This is a genomic window from Serratia sp. CoH_122_TC_1, from assembly GCF_058191755.1.
In genome coordinates this window covers 122471-149465 of sequence record NZ_JBXWLA010000015.1, presented here as the reverse complement: position 1 = coordinate 149465, position 26995 = coordinate 122471, and the positions used below count along the sequence as shown (strand labels likewise).

General features: G+C 44.1%; 21 protein-coding genes and 4 pseudogenes. 11 read left to right on the top strand and 14 right to left on the bottom strand.

The genetic code is table 11. The features are described from left to right. Positions 1-124 precede the first annotated feature (124 nt). From AC2FC2_RS19265 to AC2FC2_RS19230, 8 genes and pseudogenes are all read right to left on the bottom strand, one after another. On the bottom strand, positions 125-703 hold the full coding sequence (locus tag AC2FC2_RS19265) for a MipA/OmpV family protein (protein WP_490659735.1): 579 nt from the start codon (positions 701-703) through the stop codon (positions 125-127). After that, complete coding sequence (locus AC2FC2_RS19260; RefSeq protein WP_490659731.1) at positions 631-888, bottom strand: hypothetical protein; 258 nt, start codon at positions 886-888, stop codon at positions 631-633. The genes AC2FC2_RS19265 and AC2FC2_RS19260 overlap by 73 nt, the downstream gene beginning before the upstream one ends. Before the next feature lie 257 nt (positions 889-1145). Beyond that, positions 1146-1521: pseudogene (locus AC2FC2_RS19255) on the bottom strand (integrase core domain-containing protein); the annotation flags it as partial. A gap of 709 nt (positions 1522-2230) precedes the next feature. Then, a complete protein-coding gene (locus tag AC2FC2_RS19250) occupies positions 2231-2872 on the bottom strand; it encodes a MarC family NAAT transporter (RefSeq protein WP_028018369.1) in 642 nt (213 codons plus the stop codon). A 50-nt stretch (positions 2873-2922) separates the two neighbouring features. Further along, a complete protein-coding gene (locus AC2FC2_RS19245) occupies positions 2923-5976 on the bottom strand; it encodes an efflux RND transporter permease subunit (RefSeq protein ID WP_490659730.1) in 3054 nt (1017 codons plus the stop codon). After that, positions 5976-7097, bottom strand: coding sequence for an efflux RND transporter periplasmic adaptor subunit (locus AC2FC2_RS19240; RefSeq protein ID WP_004856895.1), 1122 nt, complete (start codon positions 7095-7097; stop codon positions 5976-5978). The genes AC2FC2_RS19245 and AC2FC2_RS19240 overlap by 1 nt, the downstream gene beginning before the upstream one ends. A 79-nt stretch (positions 7098-7176) precedes the next feature. Next, the gene (locus AC2FC2_RS19235) at positions 7177-8361 is read right to left on the bottom strand and encodes a sensor histidine kinase (RefSeq protein WP_028018370.1); all 1185 of its coding nucleotides are present in this window, start codon (positions 8359-8361) and stop codon (positions 7177-7179) included. Further along, positions 8358-9053 (bottom strand): response regulator transcription factor, encoded by a 696-nt coding sequence (locus AC2FC2_RS19230; RefSeq protein WP_028018371.1) that lies wholly within the window; start codon positions 9051-9053, stop codon positions 8358-8360. Before AC2FC2_RS19230 ends, AC2FC2_RS19235 begins: the two co-directional genes overlap by 4 nt. A 301-nt stretch (positions 9054-9354) precedes the next feature. Here AC2FC2_RS19230 and AC2FC2_RS19225 point away from each other — a divergent pair, with 301 nt between their 5' ends. Then, positions 9355-9771 (top strand): helix-turn-helix transcriptional regulator, encoded by a 417-nt coding sequence (locus AC2FC2_RS19225; protein ID WP_050482927.1) that lies wholly within the window; start codon positions 9355-9357, stop codon positions 9769-9771. 603 nt (positions 9772-10374) lie between these two features. On the opposite strand, the gene AC2FC2_RS19220 is transcribed toward AC2FC2_RS19225, so the two are convergent. The 3 genes and pseudogenes from AC2FC2_RS19220 to AC2FC2_RS19210 all read right to left on the bottom strand — a co-directional run bounded on the left by AC2FC2_RS19220 (position 10375) and on the right by AC2FC2_RS19210 (position 12239). After that, complete coding sequence (locus tag AC2FC2_RS19220; protein ID WP_004856888.1) at positions 10375-10599, bottom strand: hypothetical protein; 225 nt, start codon at positions 10597-10599, stop codon at positions 10375-10377. Positions 10600-10815: 216 nt separating this feature from the next. Beyond that, positions 10816-11201, bottom strand: a pseudogene (locus AC2FC2_RS19215) (IS3 family transposase); the annotation flags it as partial. Positions 11202-11543: 342 nt separating this feature from the next. Beyond that, on the bottom strand, positions 11544-12239 hold the full coding sequence (locus AC2FC2_RS19210; protein WP_004856883.1) for a response regulator: 696 nt from the start codon (positions 12237-12239) through the stop codon (positions 11544-11546). 779 nt (positions 12240-13018) lie between these two features. Between AC2FC2_RS19210 and AC2FC2_RS19205 the strand changes: the two genes are divergently transcribed. From AC2FC2_RS19205 to AC2FC2_RS19195, 3 genes and pseudogenes are all read left to right on the top strand, one after another. Beyond that, a complete protein-coding gene (locus AC2FC2_RS19205) occupies positions 13019-15034 on the top strand; it encodes an LTA synthase family protein (protein ID WP_004856879.1) in 2016 nt (671 codons plus the stop codon). A gap of 500 nt (positions 15035-15534) precedes the next feature. Then, the gene (locus AC2FC2_RS19200; protein ID WP_004856877.1) at positions 15535-17205 is read left to right on the top strand and encodes an LTA synthase family protein; all 1671 of its coding nucleotides are present in this window, start codon (positions 15535-15537) and stop codon (positions 17203-17205) included. 437 nt (positions 17206-17642) lie between these two features. Continuing rightward, positions 17643-18911 (top strand): annotated as a pseudogene (locus tag AC2FC2_RS19195) (amino acid permease). A 34-nt stretch (positions 18912-18945) separates the two neighbouring features. Here the strand turns inward: AC2FC2_RS19195 and AC2FC2_RS19190 are convergent. Next, a pseudogene (locus tag AC2FC2_RS19190) lies at positions 18946-19442 on the bottom strand (transposase family protein); the annotation flags it as partial. Between the two features lie 111 nt (positions 19443-19553). Here AC2FC2_RS19190 and AC2FC2_RS19185 point away from each other — a divergent pair. Continuing rightward, positions 19554-21146 (top strand): YfjI family protein, encoded by a 1593-nt coding sequence (locus tag AC2FC2_RS19185; protein ID WP_032729482.1) that lies wholly within the window; start codon positions 19554-19556, stop codon positions 21144-21146. Between the two features lie 611 nt (positions 21147-21757). Here AC2FC2_RS19185 and AC2FC2_RS19180 read toward each other — a convergent pair. Further along, positions 21758-21967, bottom strand: a complete 210-nt coding sequence (locus AC2FC2_RS19180; RefSeq protein WP_032729483.1) for a helix-turn-helix transcriptional regulator — start codon at positions 21965-21967, stop codon at positions 21758-21760. Positions 21968-22088: 121 nt separating this feature from the next. Beyond that, entirely contained in the window at positions 22089-22718 is a 630-nt protein-coding gene (locus AC2FC2_RS19175) for an inovirus Gp2 family protein (protein WP_032729484.1), read from the bottom strand. A 578-nt stretch (positions 22719-23296) separates the two neighbouring features. On the opposite strand from AC2FC2_RS19175, the gene AC2FC2_RS19170 reads away from it, so the two are divergent. The 6 genes from AC2FC2_RS19170 (at position 23297) to AC2FC2_RS19145 (ending at position 26944) form a co-directional block, all read left to right on the top strand. Then, on the top strand, positions 23297-24181 hold the full coding sequence (locus tag AC2FC2_RS19170; RefSeq protein WP_032729486.1) for a GTPase family protein: 885 nt from the start codon (positions 23297-23299) through the stop codon (positions 24179-24181). 449 nt (positions 24182-24630) lie between these two features. Then, positions 24631-25359, top strand: coding sequence for a helix-turn-helix transcriptional regulator (locus AC2FC2_RS19165; protein WP_032729489.1), 729 nt, complete (start codon positions 24631-24633; stop codon positions 25357-25359). Further along, positions 25356-25859: a hypothetical protein gene (locus tag AC2FC2_RS19160; RefSeq protein WP_226881293.1), complete on the top strand. Its 504-nt coding sequence runs from the start codon at positions 25356-25358 to the stop codon at positions 25857-25859. The genes AC2FC2_RS19165 and AC2FC2_RS19160 overlap by 4 nt, the downstream gene beginning before the upstream one ends. A 34-nt stretch (positions 25860-25893) precedes the next feature. Continuing rightward, positions 25894-26181 (top strand): hypothetical protein, encoded by a 288-nt coding sequence (locus AC2FC2_RS19155; RefSeq protein ID WP_226881291.1) that lies wholly within the window; start codon positions 25894-25896, stop codon positions 26179-26181. Between the two features lie 12 nt (positions 26182-26193). After that, on the top strand, positions 26194-26505 hold the full coding sequence (locus tag AC2FC2_RS19150) for a hypothetical protein (protein WP_032729490.1): 312 nt from the start codon (positions 26194-26196) through the stop codon (positions 26503-26505). Between the two features lie 82 nt (positions 26506-26587). Next, entirely contained in the window at positions 26588-26944 is a 357-nt protein-coding gene (locus AC2FC2_RS19145; RefSeq protein WP_032729491.1) for a hypothetical protein, read from the top strand. The last annotated feature ends 51 nt before the right edge of the window (positions 26945-26995 follow it).

Genomic DNA, 26995 nt, shown 5'->3' with positions numbered 1-26995 from the left:
AAGCATCAATGGATATCATGAACTCCCGCTAAAAGGGGAGTCATATGATCACAGCCATGTATGCTCGTCAAACAGAAATTCTTTGGTCAAATATGTTCGCAATCTTGCCCTAGTGTTAGGGCCATCAGAACGAGTAAAATACACCTGTAGCCAATTGGAACGAGTTGTTCGCATCCACCAGCGGGCTATTATTTACTCGGTTTTCCAGCATCGTATAACTTGCTTCAGCATAACCGGACCAGTTTTTGCTGAAGCCATGCTGCCAAGTAATGCTATAATCGAGACGATTAAATCCTTTTTTGGCATTATATTTTTGGAAGCTGGAGTGAAGGCTCTGCTTTTCGTTGACACCAAACCAAGTGTTATTAAACCGGGCATCACCATACCACGCAGTAGTGCTTAATGTAAGAGTGTCAGTTTCATTATTAACTACCAGGAAATTAGCTTTTAAATTATATTGCATACCCTGACTATCAGTAATTGGGGCAATAACATTTCCCTCGACTCCCATCCAAGGTGTTAACCACCACCCTGCAGTAGTTGTACTTGTCATAGCTGTTTTAATGGTACCCATACCCTTCAGTTTGTCTGAACCTTCTTTTAACCAAGAGTTATTGTTATCAGCACGACCTAATGAGTATCCGAGAGCCTGCCCAACATAGGCCCCATTATATACCCAAAGCCTTTTTCGGAGTTTATATATAAGGAACCATTACTCCAGCCTAAATAAGGTGCCGCAGCTATATCATATTTATCAGAGCCGATATATTTTGGCGCATATTTTGTTCCAAAGCCGATAGTAAACGTCGATGCTGTATCAAAAGATGAGGCAAATGCAGGAGATGATATTGCAATGAGTATTACCGCAGTAAAATTTATTTTATTCATTAAAACGCTCGTAATGGTGTATGCTTCCTATTTGTGAAGTTGAGTATACCTACATTTAATCAATGTATCTGCAAGGTTGCATCAAGGGTTTGTCAATTGGTGGAGGTATTTTGGTTTCTGAAAGTATTATCGATGTCGCAAATGTGCCTGAAGGTTTATTTTAGCTCGGCGTCTACTCTTGGAGCGTGAGCCAGATTCAAGCTATGAGGGATAGTTGCAACATGGATAACAACAAGAGAGTCGTAAGCATCCCGACTTTAGTTCCACGCACTTTTTGAGATTTCCTGTTTTTCAGCCATCAGACGGTGTTCTTCCGGTGTCAGGTCATCCAGAGACTGATGAGGTCGCTTGCGTTGTACTTCGTCAGCCAGCGTTCTGTGATTTCCCGTACCTCGTTCAGGATTCTGAACAGATATGAATCCAGTATTTCTGTCCGGTAGGTCCGGTTAAATTGTTCGATAAAGGCATGCTGCGTCGACTTTACAGGCTTTATAAATTCCAGCATAGCTCAATGCACTTCAGCCCATTGTGTCAGTGAGACTAATTCCGGAACAGTGTCCGTACACTTCAGCGGGTATCCGCGATTTGCCACTAGCCTGTGTACTACTGGATGACACGCTGAGCCGGGATATCTGCTTTCAGAAATAGCGGTCTTGCGACAGACATCTTTGACGGTACTCCCGGCCTTGATGGACTTCAGAATGGCAATGAACTGGTGTTCAGTGAGTCGGGATTTACGCATAACGATCTCCTCAAGGAATATAATCAGTATGTCGGAAGATTTTCAAAATTTAATGATTCGTTTTGCCGGGATACTTACAGTTGTGCCAATAGAAAGGATGCGAAAACTGCAACAGTTAACATTTGGCGCAAGGAATATCGTAGCATTTCATCTTAGGGCAAAAGCCTAAAAGATAAAATGCTCCATCAATATTATGCCAAACAAGGCAGCGGCGATAAATCTGGCACAGTCGTTTGGTTGCTACAACGAATGCTCCCTCGTTGAAAATAATGATATAGCCCACAACGAAATTTATAGGCAGGGATTTATCGCAATCGTAAGAGAAAAAACAAAAAAAACAGACTCATAAAAAGTAATCGAGACCCATTGATAATGTGTTCTAACATGCTGGTACACATTGAAAGTCTGCCAAGTAAGGTAGGAACTCATCGCTGGAGGAAATTACAGTTTCACGATAGCCAGAAGAGCTATCACTTAGCTGAGTGATAGCTTTAAGATAATAAATTGTGTCACAAAACCACTGGCATCTATAGCGCAGTGGCTCTTGTCATCATGATACATGAGAAATATCAGTGACTTTAGTAACCGAAGCGTTCAAGCCTATTGGATGGCGATGAGTTCAACAACTCCATTTATAACAAACTGAACCCCCATACAAACAAGCAAGAATCCCATCACTCTCGAAATAGCATCGATTCCCGAAGTGCCTACAAGCTTCATTACACCCAGTGATGCTCGAAGTGATCCCCATAAAATCAATGAGATAGCTATCGCAATTAGAGGTGGCGCGGTATATGCTACCCACAAATCCAGATGTGATGTTTCAGCGCTGAATGTTGACGCGGCACTGATCAACATAGCAATAGTGCCTGGTCCTGCCGTACTGGGCATTGCCAATGGGATAAACGCTATATTTTTTGTTTTTTCTTTCTCACTACCTTGAGGTTTATTAACATTTTGTGGAAATAACATGTTAAAGCCAATAAAGGCAACAATCATCCCGCCAGCAATTCTTAACCCAGGAATAGATATGCCAAATGTGTTAATAACGGCCTTGCCGGCATACCATGCAACCATCATAATCACAAAGACATAAAAAGCTGCCATGGCTGACTGCTTCTTTTTTTCTTTTTCAGTCATGTCGCCTGATAGGCCAAGAAAAAGAGCCACTGTGGTTAAGGGATTCACTAACGGCAGCAATAAAACCAACCCCAACCCAATAAGTTTAAATAACTCAAACATATATCCACCTTCTTTTATGAGTCCCCCGAAATGATCTCCGGGGGTAGGTTTTATCGAGACGTCTCCCACTGCAGAACGGCACTGATTGCAGCCGGCAATACAGTAAGGGTAAATATAGTGGCAACTAATAACCCACCAATAATGGCATAGGCCATTGGCCCCCAAAATACCTGAAACGCAATAGGGATCATCCCTAATATTGCAGCACAAGCCGTCAAGAGTATAGGTCTGGAACGATGCAATGCTGCCTCAATTATCGCCTCAGTATTGTCTGCACCTTGTGCTCTGTTTACTTCCACTTCTTCAATAAGGATAACGGCGTTGCGAATAATCATGCCCGATAATGCAATCACACCAAGAATAGCGACAAACCCCATCGGCGTTCCAGTGGGCAACATAGCGGCAACGACACCAATCAAACCGAAGGGGGCAATCAACAGCGCTAGCATCATGCGTGAAAAACTACGCAACTGTACCATCAGCAAGATCAACATCACCAATAGGGTCACTGGCAAAACGGCGAATACCGAACTGTTACCTTTCATGGCTTCAACGACACTTCCGCCTTCGGTAATGTGGTATCCCGGTGGCAAACTTTTACGTAATTCATCGACAACAGGCTCCAAGCCCTTAGATACATCGGACGCATTCAGCCCTGGTGCAATATCTGTTTGCACCGTGATGAAAGGCTCGCGTTGCCGCCGCCACTGGATAGGCTCAGCCAACGTATAACTTATCGTTGCAATCTGTTTCAATGGTACAACACGCCCATCGGCTGTAGTCAATTGCAAGTCCGCAACGGTTTCAATATCTCGACGCGAATCTTCTGAAGCTCGCAATAAAACGTTAACCTGACGATTTTTGTCTCTGATCGTCGTCACAGCCGAACCAGAATACATTTCAGCAAGGGCACTGGCGACATCTTGAGAGCTTAGTCCCAAGGCCCTTGCTTCCGTCTGATTGACCTTTATATAGAGTTCTCGTTGTGGCTCACCCGCAGTGAGATTGACTTCTCTCGTCTGCGGGTTTTCGCCTAACTTTCCAGCTAACTCAGTAGATATCTCACGGATCTTAGTAAGCTCTGGGCCAGAAACGCGATATTTCAACGGCCAGCCCACCGGGGGGCCTAGCTCTAACGCCGAAGCACGAGTAACAAGATGACCAAAATCTTTTTGTAGAATGTTTTCGAGCCTAGACTTTACAGCATCGCGTTCTTCAAGCCCTTTGGTCACCACCACTAATTGAGCGATATTTTCGTTATCAAGTAACAGATCCATTGGCAAATAAAACCTTATAGCGCCCGAGCCAACATACGTCGTGAAATACTCAATATCGGGATCTTTCTTAAGAATCTCCTCTAAACGTATGGCTTCTTTTGCCGTATCTTCCTGCACGGCATTTCTCGGCAACGTCAGACTGACGAGCAATTCAGGTCTGTCAGAAGTGGGGAAAAACTCTTCTTCCATGTATGAAGTTCCGATAAAAGATATGGCAAGCAAAGTAACCGCCACGATACCAGTCAACCCTCTGCGCTTAAGGATGTATCGCAATGCGCTTTCGTACTTTTGCAGGATTTTACCTTTACCGTGGGAGTGTTCCTTCATCATCTTAGGTAAAAGCCACACGCCTATCAGTGGTGAGAAAAGAACAGCAACAATCCAAGAGTTGACGAGTGAAATCAACACCACCATAAACAGGGAATAACAGTATTCTCCCGCACTTGACGTTGCGAAACCGACCGGTATAAAGCCGGCGATCATTACCAGTGTACCTGTTAGCATCGGAAAAGCTGTCGTCGTCCAGGCTGCTGTCGCCGCCTTTTTGACAGGTTCTCCTTTCTCTAACCGCGACATCATGATCTCTACAGTGATCATGGCGTCATCGACCAGCAGCCCCAGCGCGATAATTAACGCACCTAGGGAGATACGCTGTATACCTATGCCGGCAATTTCCATACCAATGAATGTCATAGCCAATACTAGCGGAATTGAGGCTGCAACGACTAATCCGGCACGAGTTCCTAATGAGAGGAAAGAAACAGCCAACACAATGACAACCGCTTCAAGGAGCACTTTCATAAAGTTCCCCACGGCGTCATGTACTACAGTCGACTGATCGGCCACTTTTGTTACGTTGATACCTGCGGGTAAGCGGCTGGAAATATCATCCATCTTTTCGTTAAGCGCTTTACCGAAGTCCAACATATTGCCGGTAGGGGCCATGGAGATGGCCAAGCCGATCGCCGACTCCCCATTAACTCTAAAGGCCGGAGTCGGCGGATCGACTTCCTCGCGAGAGATGGTTGCAATATCCGTCAGAGGAACGTATCTATCCTGAATATGTAATGTCAGCTGTTTGAGGCTTTCTTCTGATGCAAAAGCGCCGCTGACTCTCAGCATGACTTTATCTTTATCGGTTCTGATTTCTCCCGCCGGAGTAACGGCATTTTGTGCGCTGATGGCGTTCTTGATTTTATCGAGCGTCAATCCCATACCCGCAATTTTCTGCGGTGAGAATGATAAAATGACTTGCTCTTCTTTTATGCCCAGCAGGTTAACTTTCCCTACATCTGGCAGTGTTAAGACTTCTGTGCGAACTCTATCAACCATATCACGCAATTCACGCTCGGTGAAACCTTCACGCGTGAAGCCATAAATAGTGCCGTAGGTATCAGCAAATTCATCGTTGACAGCAGGTGAAGTGACACCGGCAGGAAGCTGAGGGGAAATATCTTTTACTTTTTTCCTGACCGTATACCACAGTTCTTCAACTTTATCCGGCGGAGTGTTATCGCGCAGATATATGAAAATAACCGACTCACCGGGTCGGCTATAACTTTCTAAATAATCTAGATAGGGGACTTCCTGAAGCTTCTTCTCCAATGGGTCTGTTACGAAATTGACGGTATCCTCCACAGAGGCTCCAGGCCAACTCGCGGAAACAACAGCCGTTTTAATAGTAAATGCCGGATCCTCATTTCGTGGCAAGTTGTAGTAGCTCATCACCCCGGCAATGGTGACCACTAGCATAAAAAAAGCAACTAGTTGCTGATTAGCAAGAGCCCAAGCCGACAGGTTAAATTTCTTAGGTTTAGAGGAATTCATCAGAATTTATCCTCCAAGCTTACTTTCTCACCAGACCGTAATTTACTCACTCCAGCGATCACCACCTTGTCACCTGGTTTGATGCCATCAGAAATAAAGACGTCCTCAGAGCTATAGCGAATAATGTTAACTTTGTGCAACGTCAGCGTTGATGTATCCGATTGTACGATAAAAACGGCAGGATCGGCGCCATCACGTGTCAACGCAGATGCCGGGAGAACAAACGTTTCCTGACCTGGAATCACAATGCTTCCCTGTACCGTAGAACCTAAAGCCATTTTCTCCGGAGGGTGGGGCAGCGAGACTCTGACTCGCCAGGTCCGTGTTTGCTTATCAGCTTGTGGATTAACATCACGGATCATGCCCTCAGTCACAACAGAAGGATCGGAAAGCAGCGCAATCTTGACTTTATTATCGGGTAGGTCGCTATACAAAATAGCTTCTGGAACGTCAAATACAGCATCTACTCCCTTATCAAGAGAGAGTGTAACGACCCCCTGCCCAGCACTGACAGTTTGTCCCGGATTCAGGCTAACCGAAGTCACGACGCCATCTGAGGGCGCAACTAAGCGGGTGTAACTCAATTGTTCCTGAGCAATTTTCAAATTCGATTGGGCAGAAACACGCTTTGTCACTGCGACTTCAAGATTGACCTTTGCTTCATCAACCTGAGCCTGTGCGATAGCGCCGGTTTTAAGCAATGACTGCAACCTTTTGAAATTTAGAGAAGCTAGGCGCTCCGCAGAAACAGCACCTGCCAGCTCAGCTTGCATACTACGCACCTGATTCTCGTTATTCCTAGGTTCTAAAGTCGCGATCGTTTGCCCGGCTTTTAATTTCGCCCCTACATCGACTGGACGGCTGAGGAGCCGACCGTCAATACGAAACGAGAGTTGAGATTCTTCATGGGGACGAATTTCTCCGGTATGCTTTATCAAAACTCCGCTAACCGGATTATCGACGACAAGGGTTCGTACGGAACGTATAGGCACCTCCTCCTTCTTTGCATTATCATCACACCCTGGCAATAGCACAAACACTGGAATAATAAACAGTTTCCAGTATTGAAATAGGAACACGCTCTTGAGCGTATTTATTGTTCTGAATAAACCTACTGACATAAGACATTCTCCTGATGACCTGTAGAAGAATTAAACCTTTTTTAAGTGTAGATTTAGTCAATTTTTTTACAAGAAATCATCAAGACACTATTTTCATTGGAAGAATTAGTAAAAATAGCATCCCGCCATCAGGATGATTCTGAGCACTGATACTGCCACCATGCTCTTGGCTTATTGCCATAGCTATAGAAAGACCAAGTCCACTCCCACCCAGATTTCTCGACCGAGAACCCTCCTCTCTTGAGAATCGTTCGAACATCATAGGCAAAAACGCTTCACTGACTCCCGGTCCATAATCGCGAAAACCGACGATAACTTTATCATTTGAATGATTAATAGTGATTGTCAGTTTATTGCCGGAATGAGCGTAACGCAGTGCATTTTTTATGATAATTGTGACAACTTGCCCAATTCTGAACGCATCTGCATAGACAAATACGGGGGTGGTACTTTCAAATTCAATCGTAAAACATTCTTGAGAAACTTCTGCCTTTAGCCATTGCAAACGCTCATTAATCAAATCACAAATATTTATATTGTATTTTTCTAATGACAATGCTCCAGCTTGGGATAGCGACAACATTTGAAGATCATCAATAAGACGATTAAGGTTCACCAATGGCTGCATGACTAAACTTAATTGTTCCCTACCAGGCTCAAAAACGCCATCCATAATTCCCTGAAGCCGTGCGATTGAAGCCGTCAGTGGAGAGCGTAATTCATGCGCCATTGCAATATGAGAGGCTCGAAGCTCATTTTCATAATAAGTAAGTTTCTGGGTCATCTCATTGAAATTGTAAGTTAGAGCAAGAAGTTCTTCCGGTGCTTTATTTTCTATTTTTGCTTGAACAGAGAAATCCCCATCGGTGACTTTCCTTGCTGCAGAAACCAAGTTGAAAAATTGTTTCGCCAACGGCCTTGACATATAAAGCCCCAGTGTAATCATTAAAGGAATAGCTACAATAATTAAAATCCCTAGCATAATCCAATCCGCCGAGGCGATCGATGGATCCGCGAAATCAAAGCCATACCAATAGTGAAAAAGGCTATAAAACCTGTACAAATCTTCATTTGGATTTGCAAGCAAATGCAGGAATTCCTTTCTAACATCCTCCGGCATTTCATGATACAAAATCCAATAATTATAAATAGCAAACCGCAACCACATGCAGAACGCTATAATGACAACCGCACCAATGGACTGAGAAATAACTCTCACGCAGATCCACTTCCAGAGAGAGACTCTTTTATTTTTCGCGTTCATTTGTTCCAATACCTATATCCCATTGCTCTAACTGTCAACAGTACATCATTCACTCCAACCGAATTGAGCTTCTTCCTTAAATTGTATATATGTGTATCAACAACCCGTTCAAATGCATCACTTTCTGGCAAGCACATATTCAACAATGTTTGTCGGGAAAAAGCTCTTTTGGGCGCTCGCATTAACACAGATAAAATTGAAAATTCGGTTGGCGTAAGTTCCACTGCGATTTTAATATGTTCGGTAGGGCAAACGTGAACTAACATTGCCTCTTCATCAAGTTGTACTGGGCCACAAATAATAAGCTCAGATCTTATATTCAATATACTCGTTCTTCTTAGCACTGCATGAACCCGAGCTACAACCTCTCCTGGGTTATACGGCTTCACTATATAATCATCTACCCCATGCCTCAACGAGGAAATCTTATCTTGTATTTCGCCGATTGCAGTCACCATGATGACCGGCACATCGCTCTTTCTACGCACTCGAGCCAGTATTTCATGGCCGTTTATCCCTGGCAGCATGACATCCAATAAGATCAAATCAGGTTGCCAGGAAAAAACCATCTCGAGGCCTTTAACACCATCACCCACTTTAGCAACAGTAAAACACTCTCTTTTTAGATAAGCTTCCAGGACCTCTGCAGCCCGCATATCGTCCTCAATGATTAAAACTCTTTTTCCTTCCATATATTAACCTGTTATTCAATTTCTCTGTCAATGTAAAGAACAATATAATGAATTTTAGCATTTTTTTAATAAGATAATAAACAAAAATCGGATGAAGTTTATGCTCAATGGCCAAAAATGGAATTCAGTAGACTTTCTCGATAGATAGGCCTAATGTTAAGTTTATTTTCATTTAAATTCAATTAGTTGGCATAAAACGCAATTAATCATCAAGAAAAAAAACAAAAATTGACACCATCTTGACAGACTTAAGCGATAATTGGGATTTCAATGGCAAGGAAAAGGGTTCAGGAAAAATGTAATGAAAGTGAGCAAAATGGAACAATCTAGAATGTTCATTACTAGTATCATAATTCTTTTGGAGAGGTATATTAAACAACCTATAAGTATCATTAACTTAATTGATAAAACAGGATACTCTAGATGGTATGTTCAGCGTAGGTTTTGCTCTTTGACAGGTATGTCGATGAAGTCTTACATCCGATCGAGGAAAATGACAGAGGCTGCTAAAGTACTCTTATCTACCGACAGAAAAGTCTTAGATATTGCAGTTGAGTATGGTTATCCTGAGCAACAATCTTTCTGTAGAGTATTTAAGAACCATTATGGTGTTTCTCCTACCACATTTCGTAAAGCGAACACACCTCGTGACGAGCTTTGGATGTCAGCTGAAAAATTGCTTGTTAAGTTCAAATCTAGTGATAAATCAATCTCGTAAATTATGACTTTTAATTTCAATGGTAAAAATAGATGATTACTAATCCTTTATCCCGAAAAGAATACTCAATTTGGATGTCAGCAACGGTAGCTTTTAGCTTTACATGGATAAATTTTTTAGTTCTCTATAAAAACGATCATTTATTCTTGCAGTCAGTTACGATTTCCGTTATCAACAATTCTTCGTTCTTTGATATGCTTATTTCATACTTCAGGGTTCTCCTTTATCTCCCTTGCGGTTTCTTGCTGATCATATTAAAACTGCTATTTTGTGCCCAACGACTCTGTGACACACGGTTATTTTCACTTGCTTGGCCGATTTCTCTGGTGATCTTCTTTTTCTTTTGGTTTGTTAATATCACTTTTCCCGGTCATCTCAATCTAGTATTGATCATCAAATCTTGCGTATTAACTTTGATCGGAATAATTCCATCAAGGCAACAAGAAGTTGAATAAATATACTGGGTTAGATAAGGGATCTATTTATAAATAATATAAGAAAGCTTGATGAATAAAAATTGGCTAATCCGATTAGCAGCACAACATTGGCAAGCCCGGAAGTTGCAATAAACATTTTTCACATAGAAACACAAAAATAATTTAATTACATCATAGGGGCAAACAACATACTAAAATCAAAGTCAGAGTATATTTGTGCGCCGACCAAAGCGACAAGAGCTATGAAAATTAGAATCTTGGTGATTTGCATTAAAAGATTACCCGCTTTAATTTTAGGGGCTTGTTTAACTACTCGTATTTTGTTTTTAAAAGCCATTGCAAGATCTCTTTGCTTTATACTCAGTGAAAACAAGTTCAACACAAAAATCATTAAACCACTTCCATCAGTAACACCAATGAAATTACATGATGCAAGATAAAGACAGAATCTTTTCCTACCATGCTCTATTATACCCCCCCTCCATTTTAGTTCCACTTAATTTTTAGGTTTCCATTTTTTCAGCCATCTGTTGGGACTCGGCAGCATCAGGCTATTTAGACATTAATGGGCCCTTTCTCTGATGGATTCCTTCGTTCAGCACCCTATGATTTTCTGTGCTTCATTCAAAGTTCTGAACTGATAAAAATCCAAAGTTTCTGCCCGATATCCCTGTAAAACATTCGATAGAAATATTCCATGTCAACTTTACAGACTTGATAAACTCCAGAATAACCCCATGATCTTCAGTCCATTGTGCCAGTGGCAGTGGGTTTAGAATCGGACTGTTAACGATCAGGATCTTCACCAGATATCCGCGATTTTCCTCAACTCTGCCCAGCATGCTAATCACTTGTTGTGCGCCGATACTCTGGTCAATTTCAATTACCAGTGCTTCGCAATTAAAGTCATCTACTACGCTGAAGGTCCGAAAGTGTCTATCGCACATCAGCGTATCGTGGCCAACTCTGATTAAGAGCTTCCTGCGTAGCCATCGAAAAAAGGGCAAAAATCATTATTTTCAACAAAACTATCTAAATAGCCCTGAGAAATTAAAGAGTTAGGGTGGGGATGAGCTGAACCAAAAGATACGATGTAATAATAATTAAAAATTTAAGTTTAGTAGTCTCAAAACGTGAAGCGGTTTAGAATTTTGCGTATCGCCTTGTTTTGAATATGTTCGACTCAACTGGATTTATACCTATTTTTTCATCAACATTGACTCTCCTTTTTAGACCGGCTCCCGCGGGCCGTATCCAACGGCCCGCGGGAGTTGACGTCTAATACACTTCTGCATCAGGAAGAAAAACAGCTGATTGATGCTGCGATGTGCCATATCAGTCTCCCAGCCGATAACCAAAGCCACGAATACTTTCAGGGACATTTAGCAGACCCGCTTGCCAAAATTTCTTTCTGAGCTTGCTGATATGGCTATCTACGGTACGCTCATTGGCGTCATTTTCCGGCAAACAGTGCTCAAGCAATTCTTGTCGGGTAAAAACCCGCTTGGGGTAGCGAATAAGATGTGTCAATATCTTGAATTCGGTTGATGTTAATTTGTCGCCGATATCTTCACCGGAGATTTTTATTTTAACCTGATGATTTTCGATGTTAATGTAAATATTCTTGGTTGAGTAAACTGAGGTGTTTTTGTCGGCGCTGTGAAACTGTATTCTACGCAAGATAACATTCACCCTGGCGCTCACCTCTGCTGGATTAAATGGTTTGACAATATAGTCATCAGCACCGTTGCGGAGTGCATGAATTTTGTCAACATCTGTATCTAGTGCTGTTAGCATCATGATGGGGGTGTCGTGTGTCTTGCGAATTTCATTAAGTACCTGCCAGCCATCCATTAGCGGCATTTTGATATCCAGAATCACTAACTGTGGTGCTGAAGCCCGAAACAGCGCGACCGCTTGCTGACCGTTGCATGCAGTCACGACTTCGAAGCCCTCATTATTGAGATAGGCAGTAAGGATCTCACGAATGTCTTTCTCATCCTCTGCAAGAAGTACTTTAATGGTTTTCATTTAATCTCCACATTATGTATGAATACCATGTTTCTACACACAGTCTACACATCATCTCCACATGAAGTCAGTATAAACGTTTTATAATTAACTTCAGTATCATAAGCAATTAAATTTTATCGCAATGGCTTAGTAAAAATGAAAACTAGTTTCATTTATGAAAAGTCCAGTTACTTGAAATGTGACTCAGGTTCGGAGACAGCGGGGATGAGTGAGGCATTGGTGGTTGGAGATAAACAATGTGGTGGATAAAAAATGGTCTTGTTAGCTAATAGCAAGATGAATGTTACGTGACATGAGCGAAGCACAGTAAGAGTGTGGAAAAATTGTGAACAAATAGGGGGGGGGCCGAGAGCCTGATGCAGCATGGTGTTTTCTAAAGGATAAACAGTGGTGACGATACACTGTAGGGATGAATGTTGGAAACAGAGGGGCTTCGGATCGCAGAGTTAATCCGCCAGCAAATTCATTGACTGAACAAGTTTTCCTGATTGTGCGAGTTGCACTCAGCGTTAAAAAGATATGTGTTCTGGAGCTAAATTCAGTGACAACGAGTTATAATTAGCGATTAAGTGTGACTATATCATATGGCATACTAGTATCTAGTTCCGTATTGTATTAGCTGCTGAAATATATTTATCTGCAAACTTTCCTTGAGAGAGGGGATTAGATTCGCTTTATTCAAATAATAATATTTACTCCATTGATGAGATGATTGCTGGTTGAGGATAAAAACTTGATGCATTATTTTTTGTTAGATTTTTTCATTAGAGGGTTCTATGTGGTTTAGCAGATTTAGGCAAGCATTCCTAGCATTGCTACTACCTTGGCTATTTGTTTTTCTTATCCAGATGTTGGGGCGTGCTTATTTATTTTACACTAATAAAACACCAGGGCTATTGACGGATTTTTCTCATGATGTCATACGGATGTTCTGGATTGGAGGCCTGTTCGATGTCCGCGTTGCCTGTTTGATTTTTGTGCCTTTCTTATTAGTCGCCGCCAGTTTTTCAGTGGATAGGCGTGGTTTTATTATATGGCAACATTTTTGGCCCTGGATGGCTGCCGTGTTAAGCTTGATAGTCACAGCAATTACAGTTGGAAATGTTTTTTATTATGTAACTTATGGGCGTTTTATTGATGTTTTTGTGTTCGGGTTAGTTGATGATGATACCACTGCTGTATTAAAAACGGTTTGGAAAGAATACCCGGTTATATGGGTTTTACTTTTTCTTATATTGTTTTTTTCTATTGTGTTAAAAATTTACTGGCGCTGGCAGTATTATCTGAGTCATAAGAAAGGAGGCACGCTCAGGCTGTCGGTATCTATTATTAATACATTACTTGTCATTCTTGCTTGTGTTGTCGGCATGCGCGGTTCTGTCGGAACTTTTCCTTTGCGGCAGAGTGATGCTCAAGTTTCAGAAGTAAAAATGCTAAATATGCTCACTCCTAATGGAGTGATTGCTCTTAACTGGGCTTTCAATGCTTATGCTGAAAGCGGTAATTTTTCAGCAGCTACGGATGAAGAAGGTAGCAAGTTATTAAGTCAGTTTTTGGGGGGAAGTTCGGCACCTGGCCTTCGGTCTTTTATGACTCAGACTGATGCAAATCCATATGTGAAAAAAAATCCGCCAAATGTTGTACTGTCTGTAATGGAAAGTATGGGGTACCACCTGGCGAGTTTCGACAATCAAGAAAGAGATTTACTGGGGGCCTTAAGAAAGCACTGGTTGGCTGATTGGCGTTTCGACCGTTTCATTTCTGAAGGTGATGGTACGATTGATACTTTGAGTCGGCTTTTTATTCGTAGCCCGATGAGCAGTATCGGACAGACTAGCGCTCAAAATGTCAATTTTGCCAGTAATATGTTTAAACCCTTCTTAGCAAATGGCTATAAAATTATTTTTGTAACTTCAGGAAATGGTGCCTGGCATAATCTCAATCAGTTTCTTCCTCATTTAGGTGTCAGCGAATTTATAGAGCAGAATGGTCTAAAAAAACGCTACCCTGAGGCGGAAATCGGAACCTGGGGCGTCCCGGATGAATATATGTTTCGTTATATGACCGAGCGTTTGAAAGAGGCGGAAAAAAAAGGAGAGCATGTGTTTATCATGTCGATGTCAACAACACATCATCCTCCTTACAAAACGCCTAAAGGTCACGAAAAAAAGCATATTGATCTAACTGTTCAAGAAAAACTAAGATTAAGAAAATTAGCAGCTGATGAGGAGTTGAATGAGGTTATGAGCACCTTATACTATTCTAATGATCAATTAGGGCGGTTTATTAGCTGGGTTAAGTCTGAGACGTTAGGTTCGCATACTATTGTTGCAGTCACTGGTGATCATAATATACGGGGGATAGGTTATCCAGAGCCTCAAGAGTTAGCACTTGGCCATGCTGTGCCATTTTATATTTACGTTCCTCTGAACTACCAACATAGCAGCTATTTCGATGGTAATAGGGTTGGAAGCCATAAAGATATTCTACCGACGCTATATCAACTTAGTCTTTCGGATACATTATATTATCGCACGGGGTGCAACTTGTTGGCTCAGCATTTGGATGGTACTTGGTGTAATGGATATAATCCTGAAATCACGATTACAAATGAAGGTGCCTGCATTTTTACCGGAAAGCCTGAGTTTCGGCCTTGGAAAAATAAATCTGGACTGCTTCTTGCTAGCCCTGAGCGCATGGATTTAATCAAAGGGAAAGAATGCCATCGCTGGGAGGCATTTACAGGACTTTTGTGGTGGCAATTAAATCGTCAGGTTCACGGCGGTAAGTAGGGATGTTTTTTTGATTTTTGCATATTGCGAAACTGGTTGTTATTAACAATTTAAAATACGCTATGGCGGATGGAGTAGTGTGCCTTTTGACGTATTGCATCGCTCATGCTCTAGGTATTAGTTACTAGCCAAAGATGAGGTGTTACGGTATGGAAGGGGGCTTTTATCTGTGCGTTTGATAAATTTTTTACTGGTTGCTATATGTTTTTTGGTCTTCAAGATTACCGCTAAATGACGCTTTAATATTTTTCCGTTTTTCTAATGGAGTTGCATCTTAAGGTTAAAAAATTCAAGTTCCCCCCCAGTAATGGAGCAGGCCTCGCGATAAAGAGATGCTGCGTGTGATCTTTATTGTTAGCAGTGGGTTTTACTTTCTAGCTATAAAACCTTTTTATATTGCCGAGGCGACTGTTTTTTACAAGAAATTTATAGGTCGCCCGTAAAGGGCGTTTCTACAGGAGACCGTTAGCATCGTGAAATATCAAGTTTACCCATCGATAATGACGCAGTTTAGTTCTGCGCCAAAGTCTTACTCTTATCTGACTCTGTTAATTACTGCGGCTTTAATTATTTTGGTGGGTAATGCATCGGGTGATATTTATCCCCTGGTTACTGCCAGTGGCGCTTTTATTTTTTTTTGTGGGCTGGTTTATTTGATTTCTGCGAAAGCGATGTTTTCCGTGTCAGCTGGCAGCCTACTGGTTATCGTGCTGCAGTTTATTAATCAACTCAAGGTGCATTATTATAAAGATAAATTGATGTTCCCTGACTTCTACATGTTGGCAGACCTATCCAATGCGGATACGCTGCTTCATTACCCGGCCGCTGGACTGGCCCTAGTCGGGCTGGGTGCTTTTGTCATCTTCACTCTCATTGTTGGATGGCGTGCGGTACCGCGCCGGCATGGATTTACACCACAATTGATTGCTATTTCCATCTTGGTAGCCAGCGGTTGGTTGGTAAGCCAGTGTGTTATGCGTTATCAAAACGACTGGGTAGGTCGACTGCCGGGAGGAACTGGCGTTGTGTCTAATTTGGTTATGTCGAGTAGCCAGACGGACTATGATCCGCCGTACTTTTCTGATGATAGAGAAGGGGATTTCATCACTCGCGCGGCCGTCCTCCACAGAGAAACTAAAGCCGCTTCAAGTCTATATCCCGACATTGTGCTGCTGTTGCAAGAGTCAACCACTGATCCGCGATTGTATCAAGTGCCGACTCCAGCGTTGCTACCGCATTTATCCATGTTTGAACAAGGAAATGCTGTGAAAGCACAAACACTCTTGAGGGTGCAAACATTTGGAGGAGGGACCTGGCTATCGGAGTTTGCAGTTCTCACGGGACTGCGCAGTGATGATTTTGGTGCTAGGAAAAATGCGGTATTTTACTCGGTTATCGACCATGTGAATGATAGCCTTTTCAAACAGATGAAAGCCAATGGTTATTATACCGTGGTACTCACTCCATTCAATAAGTCAGCCTATAATGCCGGCCACGCCTATACTATGATGGGGGTCGATAAGATTATCCAGCCACAGGAGCTGGGTTATCCCGGTAGTCTGCAAGATAATTTGTGGCATATCACCACAGCAGACATACTGCATTACATCAAAAAAATCTTAGATATTCATACTGATAAGCCTATTTTTGTCTATGCACTTACCATGTATGAGCATGGTCCTTACGCTTCTGATCATAGGGATGACTATCAACTATCCTCGGTGGTAAAAAACAAAGATTCTGCATCTAAATTCAGTCACTATATGGAAAAAATAAAAAATTCTGACGTAGCGATGTCAGAATTTTTCCAGTTTGTCGACCAGCGCCAAAAGCCAACAATGTTTATGTATTTTGGTGACCATCAGCCGAGCATAGATTGGGCTAACGGCTATACGACATCGCTAACAGATGCCTCTCATCTTACGCAGTTTAGCCTGAGAGATAACACCAATATGCGAACAGTATCAGACCTGGGATCGGTGACTGATATAGCTTTTCTGGGAGGGATACTGCTGGAACAAGCTAACTTGAAGGTATCACCATTCTACCAGGCCAATATCGACATGCGTCATCTGTGTAAAGGAGCTTTGAACGATTGTGGGGATAAACCGCTTCTTAATAGCTATAGACACTATATTTATAACAGGTTACATGCTGCCTCTCGGAACTGAGGGCGTTAGTAGCTGAGTTATAGCGTCCTTGGATAGAAATAAATAATCCAGGGCGCTAAACGGGTTTTGGATTAAAAAAACAGCAGTGCAGGCATTTTTACGCGTAATAACTCGCCACTCCCCGTTATCTGAGAGTGTATCATGCTACGATTCATGGTTATGGCTATCAAAAATGGTCGATTCGATCTCCTAATCATCAAGCCTGTTTTCATCAGCACCGTTCGGTAAAGCCGTAATAGGCGCTTGTTTCAGGGGCAGCGGACAGGGGCGGCGTGCCAAGGACACATCCAAAAACCGCTTGCTGCTGGCCTCTTGCCACCCGTAGTATGGAGCGTTCACGTCGAGATAACTATAAGAAACACTCTATTTGTTCTGTCTGGAACACCCTACAGTTATAACTATTTACGTCATCGTCATACCGAAACACTGTGAGTAATATGAATAAAGAAACTGCTATAACACGCCCGCAATGGACAAAAAATGATACCATCTGGATGATGGGTGTTTATGGCGCAACCGTCGGTGCCGGAACGCTATTTCTACCGGTTGAGATTGGTACCCATGGGCCGATGGTGTTTATTTCGCTACTCCTTCTTGCTTTCCCGCTTTCGCTTGTTCCGCACGTGCTTATCTGCCGCGTTTTTATGCGCGACAAGCAGGGCCAAGACCAGACTGATCAAACCTTACCCCTGTTCGGCTCTTTCTTCGGTTCCAAAGGCCGTCAGGCGATGAAACTGTTTTTCTGCGTGGCCCATTATCCGGTGACTCTGGTCTATGCTGTTTCATTGGTAAATGCGCTGAGTCACTTTTTCAACGAGCGTCTGCACATCAACGGCATTAGTCGTGCTCCCCTGACGCTGGTTGTACTGGTGATTTTGCACCCTGTATTGAGCAAAGGTCGCGACAAAGTGGTAAGTACTATGAGCGCGTTGGCGTTGCCTTTTGCGATTGCTATTATTGTCGTCGCAACGTCACAAATTCCGGCCTGGGATATCCATAATATCACCTACGCGTGGCGACAGACGCATACCACTGACATCGCAAGCTCACTGAAATCTCTGTGGCTGACCCTGCCGCTCATCGCTTTCTCACTCTGTTCTGCCCCGCTAATTCCTGCACTTGCATCCTGGTATCGCGAGCCGGGGCACGGTGGTGAGACACAATCAGTTCGCGTTATCCGTCGAGCTTATTGGCTGATTTTCATCAGTATTATTTTCTTCGTGTTGAGTTGTATTTTAAGTACCCCTCGTTCAACTTTTGAGATCGCGAAGGCTCAAAATTTAAACGTACTGTCGGTGATTGGTGAGCAGGGCGGAATGAGTGCCATGCTGTATCTGGCGCCGCTGATTGCTATTCTGGGCATGACGAAGTCGTTTTTGGGGATCTCGATGCCGGTGGCAGAAACTTTTAACGTGCTCGCCAGTGATCTGTTCAACCTTAAGCGCAATAGTTAACTCCAAAGCGTGAAGCTACTGACAACGGTGGTGATGTTTATCGTCACTTCCATTGTGGTGTTCTTAAACCCGGACGTGATCAATATGATTGAAACCGTCTGCGGGCCATTAATTGCCATATTCCTGTTTGTTATTCCTACCTGGCTAGTGTTAATCCGCCCGGTGCTCAAACCGCTGCGCGGCCCAACCGCAGTGATAGTGCTGGGGTGCGGTTTATTGACAGTTTCCGCACTGCTTTACGGTATGTTTTAAATTCGGTGACACCGGCATAACCCGGTGTCACTACATGCTGCTCCACTTTACCACGGTACTCCGTACACCTGTCGGTCAGTATTATCAGCATCGGCAGTCCCTGAACCTCGTAGAACGGCAGTACACGATCATTGAGCTGGTCGGCGACAGTGATCGGTGTTTTACTCGTATACAGCTTGCAGTGTGCCACTCTCGAATACGTATCCACGAACGTCTGCTGGTAGAATGATCAACACCTTTCAGATTGCCCACGTAGAAGGTGTCCTGCGAGCCCAGATACACCGGATGTGCCGTCTCGCATTCGCCGCTGAGTTCGTCATCGTGCGCCTTCTTCTCCAGAGCTGCGATTTGAGCGCCGGTAAGCACGATGCTTTCTCAGGCAACCTTTTCCTCAAGCGCCTTCAACCGTTTACTGAAGTTCTCCAGGTCGTGCCGTTGCCAGATGGAGCGAACCCCGCTGTCGGAGATAAACACGCCTTTTTTACGCAGCTCATTACTGGTCCTGTGTTGCCCATGGGCCGGGATGCTCACCAGGCTACGGGGTGATGACAGGGCTCCGGGAACCTTCCTCGCTCGCTTTTTATTGCCACTTTGCTTTATCCTGATATGTATGTTCCTGATATCGTAAATTGAGTAATTACAATGAGTAACCTTAACAACTATCCGACAGATGTATTTCCTTCAGTTTTACGTAATGTCATTACGACGCTACATGAAGACACCCTTATCCCCATAGAAATGATTGGCAGTACGGTGCTGGCGGCATTATCACTGGCTTTGCAGCCTCTTGTTGAAGTGGCCTCTCCCTTCGGAAATAAAAAGCCAGAACCCTGCTCTCTTTATTTTCTGACGCTCGCAAAATCCGGTGAGGGGAAAAGCCCCCTCCGTGAATTGCTTATGACTCCCTTCGATGAATTTGCTTCTGAGATGCATGAGGAATATGAAGATTTACTTGATGTCTACAAAAAAGACCATGCTATCTGGTCATTAAAAGAAAAAGCACTAAATCGTAATTATCAGAAAGCAGTAAAGAATGGTGGGGAAGGTGAGGTTGAAGAACTTCTTCTGCGCGAGCATCAGGCTGCTGAACCGAAAAAACCCAGAGCGTTTGAAATGTTTTATGAAGATGCAACGCCAGAAGGTATCATTCAGGGACTGAGTGAATATCCGTATGCTGGCGTATTTGCAGATGAAGCCATGACTTTTTTTACCGGCCAGTTAAAAAACAACCTCGGATTGCTCAATAAAATATGGAAAAACGAACCTCTTTCGGTCTCACGTAAAAAAGAAGGCACTATCCGTCTTAACGCATATCTGACATTTCTTCTTATGGTTCAGCCTGAAGTATTTGAGGAGTATCTGGAACGCCATGGAAAAAAAGCTGTATCTAGCGGATTCCTTGCCCGTTTTTTATTTACAGAAACAGTAAGCACTATAGGTCAGAGAAGAATAAACCTGAACCAAGATAACTCAAGGCAAGCACTGGACAATCTATTCATTCATTTAAATAAATTCCTGGAAGAGCAAAAGGAACATTTTTACGATACCAGCAAATCTAAAAGGACACTAACATTAACTGAGGGTGCGAAAAAATTATTTGAAGAAAAAATAAGTCAGTATCAATTGAATATAGCCAAAAATCAGTGCTGGGAGCACATCCCTGAATTCGTGTCTAAAGCAAGCAGTCAGGCAATACGCATGGCCGCAATTTTTGATTGCTATTCTGAAAGTGATATATCAGAACAATATTTAAAGAACGCATTTACGATTACTGAGTGGCACCTTAATCAGGCAGCTAAGTATTTTTATAAACTAAGTACACAGTATCAACTTCAGCAAGATGTATACCAGTTGTTCGACTGGATAAAAAATCGCTTTGCTAATCCGACAGGTGTAATGAAAGTCACTAATTTTCAAACAGGGCAAGTGACTGGTGTAAGAATTAATCCCTGGCAGCCGTTCTCAAAGAATGAACTGGAGACGCATGGTCCCGCCAGACTCAGAAGAATTGAACGTTTAACACCTGCACTCAACCAACTCATTCAGCTCGGTCTGGTTGTCACAATATGCTACCCACCACAACGTGCGATTTATATCGCGGCAGCACAATTAGATGCACATGGTTATATTTATCCCCTCAATCCATTTTTCAATAAATTTAACACAGTAGACTACAGAAATAATGCCACTCCACCACTGAGTGGTTACGATCCCAACAGACTGCAATGGCAATGATTGTTATCGAAATGTTCCAAGAAACACTGGTGTCGTATGTGGAGTTCATCCGTCCGATGGGATTCTGCTGATGGCCGGAAGTCAGCCAAGGAAAGAGATGAATTCTTTCACCATACCCCGCTAAAGTTGCTAAAAATTTTTTTTAGCAGCTTTAGCTGCATTATTAGAAAAGCCACGTACACTTAAAACACATAATTTATACAATGGTAAACCTCGACGCATTACATCAATGTTGGCTTCAGTGGCTCTTATACCACGCAAGATTGCTATTAAATTGTTACAAGGAATCATGGGGAACCACTGATTAGTTAAGTGCTTTTTATCTACAGTATTGGACCGGTGATTATTTAACTCACTATCACCGCTGAGTTAACATGCTTCGTCGTTTATTCTCGAAACTCAGTTTAGTTTATTCTAAAAACTGTAAACGAGAGACCTGCAAGGTGAACATAAAACATTCGCACAGGCTCTCATTATAAATACACAAGAATAATTAGCGCATGCCTATCTGTAATATTCAAACAACCCAGATAACAAACAAGGTTACATAAATATTTAAGATCCACAGGAGAGTTTATGGGGGGGGTATACGACTCGCACATCAGGATGCATTATGCACGGGACTCGGAAATAAGTTTCTGAACCCATTCCTCAACCTCACTTTTAAGCCAGCGCGAACTACGCCCCAGCTTAATCGGCTTTGGGAATAAACCTTCCTGAATCAACTTGTAAAACCATTTATCGCTGCACCCGGTAAATTCCGTAATGAATGCCATATCGACCATTTTATCACTGAGCAGGCTGCGGGTTGTATCTGTCATGACGATTTCTCTCTGTCTTAAGGAAATGAAAGACAGGAGTGCCAGGAATGATTGATTTATCGCTCACCTGGTACTCCGACATAACATTCCTCTCGCCAGTAGAAAAATACTTATGACCTCATCAGTACTGACTACAGCCAAAATTACGTTGGCTGTCTGAATTATCTTTGCTGTAGTCCTTGGCCAGATAGTTAAGCCTGTCAGTGACATTGGATAACTGAGCCGTATAGTCACTGTGGTTTTTACTCAGGTGGTAGTAGCAATTGGCAGGAAACTCTACCAGGGGATAATATTGCTGATGATTAACCACTGTATTCAGCCCCAGTGCCCGTACCCAGGCCTCCATAATCATCATGGCCAGATTGTGAGTGTATTCTCCGTCTGCACTGGTATAGCTTCCTGGATAAGCATAGGCTTCACGATTAAAGAGTAAGGCCACGTGATAATGTTTTTTACCGCACTCATTAAACTCCCTTGCCCAGATATGACGAACACGACAAGGGTGAACCCGCTTCCCTGTATGTTGTTTTTTCAGTAGGTCAGCCTCAATCTGAGCTTTAAGGGAAACAATGAAACGGGTGACTATTCCTGAATCTGAGTTATACGAACCTGTCTCAATCTCCGGCAAACGAAGGTCTACCCTCAGGACCATTACACGGGGATAATCATTCAGGGCTTTAGTGATAGTATCCTGAATACGCTTAACATAGTTATGGTTCAGTTTACCGTAGCTGTAAGTATTAATGCTCATTATGAAATGACCTTGTGTTAGTGAGTTTGTTCAATAGATATACACAGGCAGTAATAAATTACTTTCTGTCATGCAGATTAATATCAGGAAGTGGGAGAATATGAATATGTATTATTTATATGACGCTAGATATGATAACTTAGATTGATTGCATTCATTAGGTTAGTTTATTACCTGACTTTACATATATAACCATTAATCTATCTGATACGCTTATTAATATAACTACACAAACACAAACACTAACAAGAGTATCTATATTATTATATTACCAACCCGACAAGTGCTAACATATACTTATTGGAAAATACAATAAAAGAAGAAAACACTTAAAAGTCGTGTTTTCACATCAGATAACCGCTTGTTTTTACTCTCAAGTTAGCACTCTTTTCACATATAATAGCCTGCATAATAACGGGTCTGTTGCACCTGTTCTGTCATACCCCAAACTGTCCTTTCAACAGGAACAGTTCGCCCCCCTAAAAAATTACATTCAAAAAAGTTTCAGACCTATATTACCCTGGTGAGAACGGCAGCAGAAATGCTACCGTTTTATTATTTCACTCCCGGAGGTTAATGTGTCCGATAAAACTGAACAGGGTCTTGATGCCCTGAAGAAACAGCTGTCTCTCCTGCCCGAAACACTCTCCCGCACAATACTGAACCGCATCCGCCAGCACATTCATTACGAGCCAGTCATCGGCATCATGGGTAAAACAGGGAGTGGCAAAAGTTCGCTCTGCAATGCGCTCTTTCAGCAGCCCCTTAGTCCGGTCAGCGATGTCCAGGGCTGTACCCGTGAACCGCTTCGCTTCTCGCTTGATATCGGCGGGCGCCGCATGACGCTGGTCGATTTACCCGGTGCAGGTGAATCTCTGGACTATGACCGTGAATACCGGCAGCTGTATAAAGAGCAGTTACCGACGCTGGATCTTATTCTCTGGGTGATGAAAGCGGATGACCGGGCCTGCGCGACCGATGAAGCGTTTCACCGGTTCCTACTCAAATGCGGTGTCTCACCGGGCAGCATTATCTTCGTTATTAACCAGGCCGACAAGGCGGAACCCTCACTGGAATGGGACAGGGCAGCACGTCAGCCCTCCACCGGCCAGCTGCTGACGCTGACCGCCCGAAGCGCAGCTATCTCACGGCAGTTCTCCTGTCCTTATCCGGTGCATGCGGTGTCAGCCAAAACCGGCTACAACCTGGCCCGTCTGGTCGAAACCATGATATTTGCCCTGCCCCCGGAGGCCAGCAGCGGCGTGTTTCGTCAGGTCAGAGAAGAGCACCGATCTGCGGAGGCAGAGAGTACCGCCCGGCAGGATTTTGGCGATCTACTGGGTGAGCTGTTCAGCCGGATAGTAGACGCCATTCCGCTGCCAAAACCGATCCGGGAAGTGCTGGGAACAATCCGCGACGGCATTGTGAATGCCGCTTCTGCACTGTGGCACTTACTTTTTTGAGGAGGTAGAAAATGATACTCAGGAAGCTGACATGGCCCCAGTTACGCATGCTGCTGCGCTATATCCGAAGACAGATAGTAACCCGGATCCTGGATTACTGGCGGCGCGCAGGCTGGCCGGAGAAAGAGATCCACAGCATCCGCTGGGCTCTCATCGTTCTGTTTCACCTCTTACTGCGTTTACTGAGTGAGCGATTTATACAACGCCATACTGCATCCTCCTTCCGCCCTGGCAACGCCTACTGCTGACCTGATTCTTGACAGGATATGACCATCTGCAGTCCCTTTGCTGAAAAATGCGTGATTATCTACGTAAATTCAGTCGGTTACAGACAGAAAAATATTTCATCTTTTCTAGCGATCCCTCTCATCGCTGGTCATACCCTGTCCACCCCGTCCTGCATAATAACCGCATGAGTTATCTAAGTATTTTTCATTCACGGAGGGCATATGCGTGCCACGGATCCTGCGCATCGACACGACAGACTGGCACTCAGGCTGTCGGTGATTATCAGCCGGCTTCTTGCCGGTGAATCCCTTTCACTGAAAGCGCTGTCCGGTGAATTTGGCGTATCTGAACGCACCCTGCGCCGGGATTTCTCTCAGCGTTTGCTGCATCTGGATCTCACTGGCAATAACGGCTGCTGGCGGTTACGAACTAGCCCAATGCGCGATCATACTCCTGGTGCACTGGCGTTTGCCCGCAACACCGGAATAGCCCGCCTCATTCCCTCACAGAGCCGTCAGTTAATACAGCTGCTGATGGATGAAAACGGCACATCGCCGTGTCTGATAGGTCATGTACAGCAGCCAGCGGGGATCCTCCCGGACTGCTTTCAGCGGCTTGCTGAAGGGATTTACCACCACCGGATGATCAGCCTCCTGGTTAAGGGTATTCGTCACGACCACCTTGAGCCCTACCGGCTGATTTTCTCACAGGCAAACTGGTATCTGGTGGCCAGCCGGCAGGGAGCCATTCACGTCTTCTCGCTTGACGAGATTATCTCCGTCTCGCTTTCAGAGCAGCATTTCAGACATCGCAACGAGACTAACGCACTTATCGCCATGGAGGACTTCATCAACGCCCTTCCGCATTTTCACTTTATCAGCAACGTCATTCATACCTTCCGGGAACTACCTCCCGAACCTCACACCATTCCAAGAGGAGTTAAAACATGAAACACGGTACAGCCCTGCTGCTGAGCACCGGAATGATGCTGGCAACGCTGTCGGCAGCAAAGGCCGGTACGCCCGACGCACTTATACAGGCACACCACCAACGCTGCGGAAAGCCCGTCTTTTATGCGCAGACCGCTAACCACAAAAAAGAGGTCGAGATTTGCATCATCACCCCGTCGGTATCGTACTCATTCGGGAAGACCGGCGCAGAGCATAAGGAAATGGACATTACCGTACCGACACACGCCGCCACGTACGCATACCAGAGCAATCAGGTTATCAGTCTGCAGGAATTCACTGTCCGGAACGGCGACACCTCATACCAGGTATCTGCCGGGACAAACGATGAAGGCAAACCGTTTGCGTCCCTGGACGTTTACCAGGGAACACCTGAGGCGGGTAAGCATCTGGCGGAAATCCGGCTCGCCCCGGATACGGTGGTGAACAACATCAGCCATGCACTTGCGGAAGAAGGTGTGGTGGAGTCTGACAGACTCTGAACAGAGGCTGCCTTAACATACGGAACCTAACACGATGATAAAAAAGAAATTAAATCTAGCGATGGCTCCCCGGGGCGTATTTTTTGTCTTCACGCTATTGTCTACTCTGGCCGTGAGCGGTTGTGGTGACAAGAACGAACGAGAGTTTATCCGGGGCTGCAAGTCCGGTGGCGGAACCACTGCGGTCTGCGGCTGTATCTGGGATGAGCTGAAAACGAAATATACCCACGGGGAACTGGAGAAAATGAATCAGCAGGTCGGCTATGTACCCCCGCGTTTTATGGACAACATGCTGAGCGCCGCTCAGCAGTGCAGAAAATAAGGATTGAACAGAATGGCGCTAATTATTAAATATTTCGCAATTGCCTTCGGTATCGCGCTTGTGGTTGTCCTGTTTAACGTATTCGGGAATACGGGCGAAATTCGCAGTTTCGGGCAGGGAATGGGGTATCTGTTCTGGATGACGCTCGGCCCCGGAGCCGGTATGACCATCGGCGCCTTCCTGCGCCAGTGGCTGATGCCGGACAGCGTCTATACCACCGGTGGAATGGGCGGCCTTTTAAAAGCCCGACTGTTCTGGCTGGCGGGCCCTCAGTGTATCGGCTGGCTGGCCGGCCTGATGATGGTTGGCAAACAGCTGATGTAGTGCCTTCCGCGAAGAAACCCACCTTCATACCATACAAGAATGGCAAATACCTTAAATATCTTTCAGAAAGGAAAGCCCCCTCATGTTTAAACATGTACTGACCGCCGTACTGCTCATCGGCAGCTTTTCTGCGCTCGCCGGCACAACCCCGTTGTCTGTAAAGTCTCAGGCCACTTACCTCATCAATAACCCCAATTATCCCGTCTGGCAGCTGACGCTGACCAGTCTGGAGAACGACATTACCATTCAGTCAATTACGCTAAATCGCGGCAACTGCCTGATTTCCATGGCGGGTCGGGGGAAAAATGTAAACAAGCGTCTGGGATACGGCCAGACTCTCTCTTTTACCACCCCCAGTAACAATGGCTTCAATAAGTGTCGCCCGCTTGAGCTGACGGTACAAACCAGCAAAGGCGACTTTACCTTTAACTGGCAATAACCCGAAAAACCGTTGCTGTGTCGCGGTATTTACGGCTTGGTTTATCCCACC

Excerpts from the sequence above, each read along its gene's own strand:
- AC2FC2_RS19245 (WP_490659730.1), bottom strand. The coding sequence starts at position 5,976 with ATGAATTCCTCTAAACCTAAGAAATTTAACCTGTCGGCTTGGGCTCTT.
- AC2FC2_RS19260 (WP_490659731.1), bottom strand. The coding sequence starts at position 888 with ATGAATAAAATAAATTTTACTGCGGTAATACTCATTGCAATATCATCT.
- AC2FC2_RS19240 (WP_004856895.1), bottom strand. The coding sequence starts at position 7,097 with ATGTCAGTAGGTTTATTCAGAACAATAAATACGCTCAAGAGCGTGTTC.
- AC2FC2_RS19180 (WP_032729483.1), bottom strand. The coding sequence starts at position 21,967 with ATGACAGATACAACCCGCAGCCTGCTCAGTGATAAAATGGTCGATATG.
- AC2FC2_RS19200 (WP_004856877.1), top strand. The coding sequence starts at position 15,535 with ATGACGCAGTTTAGTTCTGCGCCAAAGTCTTACTCTTATCTGACTCTG.
- AC2FC2_RS19250 (WP_028018369.1), bottom strand. The coding sequence starts at position 2,872 with ATGTTTGAGTTATTTAAACTTATTGGGTTGGGGTTGGTTTTATTGCTG.
- AC2FC2_RS19205 (WP_004856879.1), top strand. The coding sequence starts at position 13,019 with ATGTGGTTTAGCAGATTTAGGCAAGCATTCCTAGCATTGCTACTACCT.
- AC2FC2_RS19225 (WP_050482927.1), top strand. The coding sequence starts at position 9,355 with ATGAAAGTGAGCAAAATGGAACAATCTAGAATGTTCATTACTAGTATC.
- AC2FC2_RS19155 (WP_226881291.1), top strand. The coding sequence starts at position 25,894 with ATGATAAAAAAGAAATTAAATCTAGCGATGGCTCCCCGGGGCGTATTT.
- AC2FC2_RS19230 (WP_028018371.1), bottom strand. The coding sequence starts at position 9,053 with ATGGAAGGAAAAAGAGTTTTAATCATTGAGGACGATATGCGGGCTGCA.
- AC2FC2_RS19185 (WP_032729482.1), top strand. The coding sequence starts at position 19,554 with ATGAGTAACCTTAACAACTATCCGACAGATGTATTTCCTTCAGTTTTA.
- AC2FC2_RS19160 (WP_226881293.1), top strand. The coding sequence starts at position 25,356 with ATGAAACACGGTACAGCCCTGCTGCTGAGCACCGGAATGATGCTGGCA.
- AC2FC2_RS19150 (WP_032729490.1), top strand. The coding sequence starts at position 26,194 with ATGGCGCTAATTATTAAATATTTCGCAATTGCCTTCGGTATCGCGCTT.
- AC2FC2_RS19165 (WP_032729489.1), top strand. The coding sequence starts at position 24,631 with ATGCGTGCCACGGATCCTGCGCATCGACACGACAGACTGGCACTCAGG.
- AC2FC2_RS19210 (WP_004856883.1), bottom strand. The coding sequence starts at position 12,239 with ATGAAAACCATTAAAGTACTTCTTGCAGAGGATGAGAAAGACATTCGT.
- AC2FC2_RS19175 (WP_032729484.1), bottom strand. The coding sequence starts at position 22,718 with ATGAGCATTAATACTTACAGCTACGGTAAACTGAACCATAACTATGTT.
- AC2FC2_RS19235 (WP_028018370.1), bottom strand. The coding sequence starts at position 8,361 with ATGAACGCGAAAAATAAAAGAGTCTCTCTCTGGAAGTGGATCTGCGTG.
- AC2FC2_RS19220 (WP_004856888.1), bottom strand. The coding sequence starts at position 10,599 with ATGATTTTTGTGTTGAACTTGTTTTCACTGAGTATAAAGCAAAGAGAT.
- AC2FC2_RS19145 (WP_032729491.1), top strand. The coding sequence starts at position 26,588 with ATGTTTAAACATGTACTGACCGCCGTACTGCTCATCGGCAGCTTTTCT.